Origin of the sequence: Streptomyces solincola, assembly GCF_002982015.1 — a bacterium.
In the GTDB taxonomy this organism is placed as follows: Bacteria; Actinomycetota; Actinomycetes; order Streptomycetales; family Streptomycetaceae; genus Streptomyces; species Streptomyces solincola.
In genome coordinates this window covers 1-6636 of sequence record NZ_PVLV01000050.1, presented here as the reverse complement: position 1 = coordinate 6636, position 6636 = coordinate 1, and the positions used below count along the sequence as shown (strand labels likewise).

Sequence of the window (6636 nt, the reverse complement as noted above, 5' to 3'; positions counted from 1 at the left end):
GCGGGACGAGCCGGTCGGTCCGGTCGAGGAAGGCCACCAGCGGAGGGGCGCTGGAACGGAACAGGGCGTGCTCGCCGGACACCTGGAGCCGCAGGGTGACATCGGAGACCTCACCGGGGCCGGTCGGCGCGATGTGCACATCGCCCTCGCCGGAGGGGACGTTGAGGCCGTCCAACAGCAGCTCCCGGCCGAACGACCAGCTCACCGGGGCGTCTCCGGGCAGATGGAAGGTCAGCCGCACCGCGAACGGGTCGGACGCCTCGTATCCCAGCTCGACCGGAATCCGGAAGGACAGCTCCTCGGTGACGACGAAGCTCATCAGAACCTCGGCCTGGACCGACTCGCTCATCGTGTACCCCGCAGTGGATGGACCGGGTGACGGACAGCGGCACGTGCGGACACGTGCGACCGGGAACGGGAAAGGGCCGGTGAGGCGGGATCGCGCCCGCACCGGCTCTAATCCCGCCATCGTCCAGTACACACCGGGTGATCACAAGGCGTGTTATTTCAGATACTGATAGAGAACCCGAAGGGGTGGTTCAGCCTGTGCGCCCCGTGCCGTGGCCGCTCGGCGGCCCGAGGCGGGCCGCGCCGTCGGCGGCGGGCGAGGGCAGCGGCCGGGGCGGCTGGTCCGGTGTCCGATCGCTGCCGGGACGATTCTGCACAGCCCCGTCCGCAGCGAGCCTGCGGGCCGCCTCACCGAGCACGAACACGCCCTGCTGCCTGCGGAGATAGCCCTCGTGGACCAGCGTGCGCAGCAGGTGGTAGGCGGTGGCCAGCGGCAGCCCGGTCTCCCGGGCGAGCTGCTTGGCGGGCGCGCCGCCGTGGTGTGCGCCCACCGCCTCCAGCAGGCGCAGGGCGCGCTGGACGGAGCCGATGAGGGTGGGGGCAGCGCCCGGCGGGTCCGGTGCCATGGCCATGGGTCACCCCCGGGCGTTCACCCAGTCGGTCGCAGGGGCCGTCACCCGCGGAGCCGACGCGCGGGCTGCGGAATCCGGCCACTGTAGTGGGCCGTCCGCTCCGCGCACCGGGCCGGGCGGGACGTTCCCCCGCGGGGGTTAACGCCCGCACACAGGCGTCACCACTCGTCGCGCGACGAGGAGGACGAGGACCTGAACCGGCGCACCACGTAGAGCAGTCCGCCGACCAGGGCCACGAACAGCAGCACCTTGAACAGCAGTCCGAAGACGAAGGACAGCACCGCTCCGATCAGTCCGCCGAACACCACCAGCGCGATGAGCGGTATGGCGACCCACTTCACCCACCACGGCACTCCCGTCAGCAGTTCCCGTACCGCCATCGCCGTCGCCTCCCGTGCGTCGTCCCCGGTTCGCCACCGGTCGCCGGGCCTGTCGCCCGGACACCTCCGATGCTAGGAGCACCGGGACCGCGACGGGGCGGTCGCCGGCCCGGGCTCTGCCCTGATCCGTCCCCTAGGGATCGCCGGTGCGCGACCCCGACCCCGGATCACCGCGCTGGGCCCGGCACCGCGGCTGCCGGACCCGGCCGCCGCGCCCGCGCATCGGCTCGCGGACGACCCGCCGTCGTCGCCGGCGTCAGCTCTCGGGCGGCGAGAAGACCACCAGCACCCGCAGGTCCTCACTGATGTGGTGGAAGCGGTGCGGCACGCCGGCCGGCACGTACACGACGCTGCCGCGCCCCACCGAGGTGGTCTCCTCGCCTACGGTGATCGCGGCGCGGCCGCTGACGACGACGTACACCTCGTCCTCGCGGTGCGGCTGCTGCGGGTCGAGCCGGCCGGCGTCCAGCGCGTACAGGCCGACGGACATGTTCCTCTCGCGCAGGAACTGGAGGTAGGCGCCGTCGTTGGCGGCGCGCTCCGCCTCCAGGTCGTCCAGTCGGAATGCCTTCATGGCCGCTCGTCCCCGTACTCGGTCTGATGGTGTCTGCCACGATCAGACACATGTTGAATTTCCTCGTCAAGACGATCGCCAACGCCGGTGCGCTGGCCGTGGCGATCTGGCTGCTGTCCGACATCACGCTGACCGGTGACAGCACCGGCCGCAAGGCCTGGACGCTGGTGCTGGTGGCCCTGGTGTTCGGCGTGGTGAACGTGCTCGTGAAGCCGGTGGTGAAGCTTCTCACGTTGCCGCTGTTCGTCCTCACGCTGGGACTGTTCACACTGGTCGTGAACGCGCTGATGCTGCTGCTGACCTCGTGGCTGTCCGAGCAGCTCGACCTGAGCTTCCATGTGGAGGGCTTCTGGACGGCTGTGCTCGGCGGTCTGATCATCTCAGTGGTCTCGTGGGCGCTGAACCTCGTGCTGCCGGACGGTCGCGACTGACCCCGGCCGCCGGCGGATCCACCGGACGCGGCACAGCGCGACGAGACACAGCGCGAGACACGGCGAAGAAGGAGTGTGCCCGATGAACTGGGGCGACGGGACCAGGGCGGTGCGGGCCGGGCTGCCCGAACCGGACAAGTACGAGCCCACCCTGCCCGGGCCGGTGTTCGCCGCCCACTACCACCTGCCCGGGGAGCCGACCGGCCCGTACACCTACGGCCGGGACGCCAACCCCACCTGGACGCATCTGGAACGGGCGATCGGCGAGCTGGAGGCACCCGGGGCGGAGGTCGAGACGCTGGTCTTCGGCTCGGGCATGGCCGCCATCTCGGCGGTGCTGTTCTCGCAGCTCAAGGCCGGTGACGCGGTAGTGCTGCCGTCCGACGGCTACCAGGCGCTGCCGCTGGTGCGGGAGCAACTCGAGGCGTACGGGATCGAGGTCCGCACCGCGCCGACCGCCGACGACGCCCAACTCGAAGTGCTGGAGGGGGCGCGGCTGCTGTGGATCGAGACGCCGTCGAACCCGGGGCTCGACGTGTGCGACGTGCGCAAGCTGGTGAAGGCGGCGCACGCGCAGGGCACGCTGGTCGCCGTCGACAACACCCTGGCAACCCCGCTCGGGCAGCGGCCGCTGGAGCTGGGCGCCGATCTGTCGGTGGCGAGCGGCACCAAGGGGCTGACCGGCCACGGGGACATCCTGCTCGGCTATGTGACCTGCGCGGATCCGGTGCTGGCGGAGTCGGTGCGGCGCTGGCGCAAGATCGTCGGAGCGATCGCGGGACCGATGGAGGCCTGGCTGGCGCACCGCTCGCTGGCGACTCTGCAGTTGCGGGTGGACCGGCAGTGCGGCACCGCGCTGGCGCTCGCCGAGGCGCTGGCCGCGCGCGCGGACGTGACCGGGCTGCGCTACCCGGGGCTGCCCGGCGACCCGTCGCACGAGGTGGCGTCGGCGCAGATGCGGCGCTTCGGCTCGGTGGTGTCCTTCGTGCTGCCGGACCGCGCCCGGGCGGAGCGGTTCCTCGGGGCCCTGCGGCTGGCGGAGGACGCCACCAGCTTCGGCGGGGTGCGGTCCACCGCCGAGCGGCGCGGCCGGTGGGGCGGGGACGCGGTGCCGGAGGGCTTCATCCGCTTCTCCGTCGGCGCGGAGGATCCCGCGGACCTGCTGGCGGACGTACTGCGGGCCCTGGACGCCTGACCCCTGGCCCCGGACCCCGGACCTCTGACCCCTGGCCTCTGGCCTCTGGCCTCTGGCCTCTGGCCGATCCGGTGTTCCTCCCGCCGACGGGCGAGATCCGGCCGCCGCCGGTCCGCCGCGGCGGAGGTCTGCCGGTGGGGGAAATGGAAGGACGGTCCGAGCCTCCCCCCTCGTGGCTCGGACCGTCCCCGGCCGGTACGGCCCGTGCGGGACGTACCGGAGATCCGCCTGCACCAGGCTAGTTGACTGTGCGTCAGTGTCCAATCACGGCAGCGACAGGGACCTATCGACATATTTATAGTGAGGGGGGTTCTGAGCACACGTCAGGACGGCCGCCCGGGTCGCCCGCACCGCGTGGAAGAGGGAGGACGGGCATGGATCTGGCGCTGCTGCGCACGTTCGTCACGGTGCACCGGGCCGGCTCCTTCACCCGCGCCGCCGCACTGCTCGGACTGTCGCAGCCGGCGGTGACCAGCCAGATCCGGACACTGGAACGCCAGCTCGGCCGCCCGCTCTTCCTGCGCCAGGCCCGCGGCGTCACCCCCACCACCATCGGCGACGAGCTCGCCCAGCGCGCGGCCCCGCACCTGGACGCCCTGGTGGAGATCGCCGAAGGCGGACTGGACGACGACTCGGTGGTGCGCACCCTGCACCTGGCCGGACCGCCCGAGTTCACCTCGCTGCGCGCGCTGCCCGCCCTCACCTCGCTGATCTCCCAGGGCCTGGCCCTGCGCACCGCGCTGACCTCGGCGGCGCCCGAGGTCCTGGACGGACTGGCCGCCGGCCACCACGACCTGGCCATCACCACCGCCCGACCGCGCGGCGGACTGCTCACCTCCACGCCGCTGTGCGACGAGGAACAGGTGCTGGTCGCCTCCCCCCGGTGGGCCGCCCGGCTCGCCCCGGGCGTGCTGCTGCGCAAGGGCGCGGTGGTGCTGGAGCAGCTTCCGGTGGTGGAGGTCCACGAGTCGCTGCCGTTCGTGGCCCGCTACTGGACGGCCGTCTTCGAGTCGAAGCCGACCGCCGCGGCCACCGTGGTCGCCCCCGACCTGCGGGCCGTCCTGGAGACGGCCGCCGCCGGCGCGGGCCTGGCCGTCCTGCCCCGATACCTGTGCGAGGACGCGCTGGGCGCCGGCAGGCTGGTGGCGCTGCTCGACCCCCCGGTGCCGCCGCTGCGCACCTACTTCCTGGCGGTACGCGCCGGGACGCTGTCCCTGCCGCACATCGCCCGCGCCCACGACACCCTGCTGCGCGCGGCCACCGCCTGGTGAGCGATGCGCAGCTTCCGTACGGACGTTTCGCGGCGGATCGACTGGGCCATCTTCAAGCCATGACCGAACGACCAGTGGTCAAGCGCACCGCACGCGCCGTCCTCCTCGACGGTGACGACCTGATCCTGATCAAGCGCACCAAGCCGGGCGTCGACCCGTACTGGGTCACCCCCGGCGGCGGGGTGGAACCGGACGACGCCACCGTGGTGGACGCCCTGCACCGCGAGGTGGACGAGGAACTGGGCGCGAAGATCACCGACGTGGTGCCCTGCTTCGTGGACACCGTCGAGCACATCGAGGACGGCGGGGTCTCCGGCGTCAAGGTGCAGCACTTCTTCGTCTGCCGACTGGGGTCCATGGACCCGTCGCTGCGGCACGGCCCGGAGGTCGAGCAGCCGGCGGGCGAGTACGAGATCGTGCGGGTGCCGTTCAGCCGGGTCGGCATCGCCGCCGTCCACCTGGTTCCGCTGTCCCTGCGGCACTATCTGGACGGCAACATCGAGGGCGTGCGCGCGATGCACGCCCCCGATCTCGGCTGACGCCGGCTGCCCTTCCGCCGGCCGCCCCGCTCAGCCGGCCGCGGCGGCCAGTTCGTCCAGCGCGTCGTGCCGGATGCGCTCGGACGGCACGCCCACGCCGCGCAGAGCGTCCACGCCCCGGCGGATCATTCCGGGCGGGCCGGACAGATAGGCGTCGTACTCGTTCCACGGCCCGTACTCGCGCACCAGGTCCGGCAACTGGGTGCTGCGGTCGATGATCGCGCGGACCTCCAGCCAGGGATGGCTCTGCTGGAGCCGCAGCATGGTGTCGATGTCGTAGAGGTCGTGGTCGGTGCGCGCACCGTAGAAGACCTCGACCGGGCGGCGGGTGCCGCGCTCGGCCACGTCCTCGACCAGCGCCTTGATCGGGGCTATCCCGGTGCCGCCGCCGAGGCACAGCAGCCCGTTGTCGGTGGTGTGGTCCACGGTCATCGATCCGGCCGGCGGGCCGAGCCTGAGCACGTCGCCGGGGCGCGCGTGGTGGACCAGGGCGTTGGAGACCCAGCCGGCCGGGACCGCCTTCACATGGAAGGTGAGCAGGCCGTCCGGCCGGGGCGCGGAGGCGAAGGAGTAGTGCCGCCAGACGCGCGGCCACCACGGGGTCTCCAGGCTGGTGTACTGCCCGGCCAGGAAGGGGTACGGCTGGTCCGGGCGGACGGTGACCACCGCGATGTCGGGGGTCCTCAGCTCGTGCGAGACGACCTCGCCGTGCCACCAGGCGGGCGCCCTGCGCTCGTCCTCGGCCGCCGCGTCGATCATGATCTGCGAGATCGTGGTGTAGGTGCGGACCCAGGCCCGCTCGGTCTCCTCGTCCCAGCTCGCCGCCGCGTACCGGGTGAGGGCTCCGATCAGGGCCTCGCCCACGGCCGGGTAGTGCGCGGGCTCGGTGCCGTACTTGCGGTGGCCCCGGCCCAGGTGCTGGAGGTACTCGGTGAGCACCGCGGCGTCGTCCATCTGCTCGGCGGCCGTCAGCAGGGCCTTGAGCAGCCGGTCGCGCTGGGTGTCCATGGCCGCCGGGAAGAGCCCGCGCAGTTCGGGGTGGCGGGTGAAGAGCAGCGCGTAGAAGTAGGCGGTGACCTTGTCGGCGACCGGGCCGATCTCGCGGAGCGTACGGCGCACCAGCCGGGCGTCCGGGGACGCCGCGCTCTCCCGCGGCTCCGCCGGGGCGCCCGGTCCGGCCTCGCGGACGGGCTGCGGCGCGGCGGCCGGCCAGGTCTCGGGGGTGGGCTGCGGCGGGGCGGCGAAGGGCGGAGCGTCCTGCCCGGCACCGGCCTCGGCGGCAGGTTGCGGCGGGGCGGCCGGCCAGGTCTCGGGGGTGGGCTGCGG

Annotated in this window: 8 protein-coding genes and 1 pseudogene; 4 read left to right on the top strand and 5 right to left on the bottom strand. The window is 72.9% G+C overall.

Annotation, left to right across the window (positions count from 1 at the left end; translation table 11 throughout):
• The 4 genes and pseudogenes from C6N75_RS03555 to C6N75_RS03540 all read right to left on the bottom strand — a co-directional run.
• Window positions 1-349 (bottom strand): SsgA family sporulation/cell division regulator (locus C6N75_RS03555; RefSeq protein ID WP_105867355.1); only part of this gene is annotated, 349 nt, incomplete at its 3' end.
• A gap of 304 nt (window positions 350-653) precedes the next feature.
• Window positions 654-914: pseudogene (locus C6N75_RS03550) on the bottom strand (helix-turn-helix domain-containing protein); the annotation flags it as partial.
• 164 nt (window positions 915-1078) lie between these two features.
• Window positions 1079-1300 (bottom strand): DUF5326 family protein, encoded by a 222-nt coding sequence (locus C6N75_RS03545; RefSeq protein ID WP_105867354.1) that lies wholly within the window; start codon window positions 1298-1300, stop codon window positions 1079-1081.
• A 256-nt stretch (window positions 1301-1556) separates the two neighbouring features.
• Window positions 1557-1874, bottom strand: coding sequence for a cupin domain-containing protein (locus C6N75_RS03540; protein ID WP_105867353.1), 318 nt, complete (start codon window positions 1872-1874; stop codon window positions 1557-1559).
• A gap of 50 nt (window positions 1875-1924) precedes the next feature.
• Here C6N75_RS03540 and C6N75_RS03535 point away from each other — a divergent pair, with 50 nt between their 5' ends.
• From C6N75_RS03535 to C6N75_RS03520, 4 genes are all read left to right on the top strand, one after another.
• Window positions 1925-2305: a phage holin family protein gene (locus C6N75_RS03535; RefSeq protein ID WP_105867352.1), complete on the top strand. Its 381-nt coding sequence runs from the start codon at window positions 1925-1927 to the stop codon at window positions 2303-2305.
• An 82-nt stretch (window positions 2306-2387) separates the two neighbouring features.
• Complete coding sequence (locus tag C6N75_RS03530; protein WP_105867351.1) at window positions 2388-3500, top strand: cystathionine gamma-lyase; 1113 nt, start codon at window positions 2388-2390, stop codon at window positions 3498-3500.
• 374 nt (window positions 3501-3874) lie between these two features.
• Window positions 3875-4771, top strand: coding sequence for a LysR family transcriptional regulator (locus C6N75_RS03525; protein ID WP_105867350.1), 897 nt, complete (start codon window positions 3875-3877; stop codon window positions 4769-4771).
• Window positions 4772-4830: 59 nt separating this feature from the next.
• Window positions 4831-5310, top strand: a complete 480-nt coding sequence (locus tag C6N75_RS03520) for an NUDIX domain-containing protein (RefSeq protein ID WP_105867349.1) — start codon at window positions 4831-4833, stop codon at window positions 5308-5310.
• A 30-nt stretch (window positions 5311-5340) separates the two neighbouring features.
• Here the strand turns inward: C6N75_RS03520 and C6N75_RS03515 are convergent.
• Window positions 5341-6636, bottom strand: a 1296-nt coding sequence (locus C6N75_RS03515) for a globin domain-containing protein (RefSeq protein ID WP_258177205.1), incomplete at its 5' end; no start/stop codon positions are given.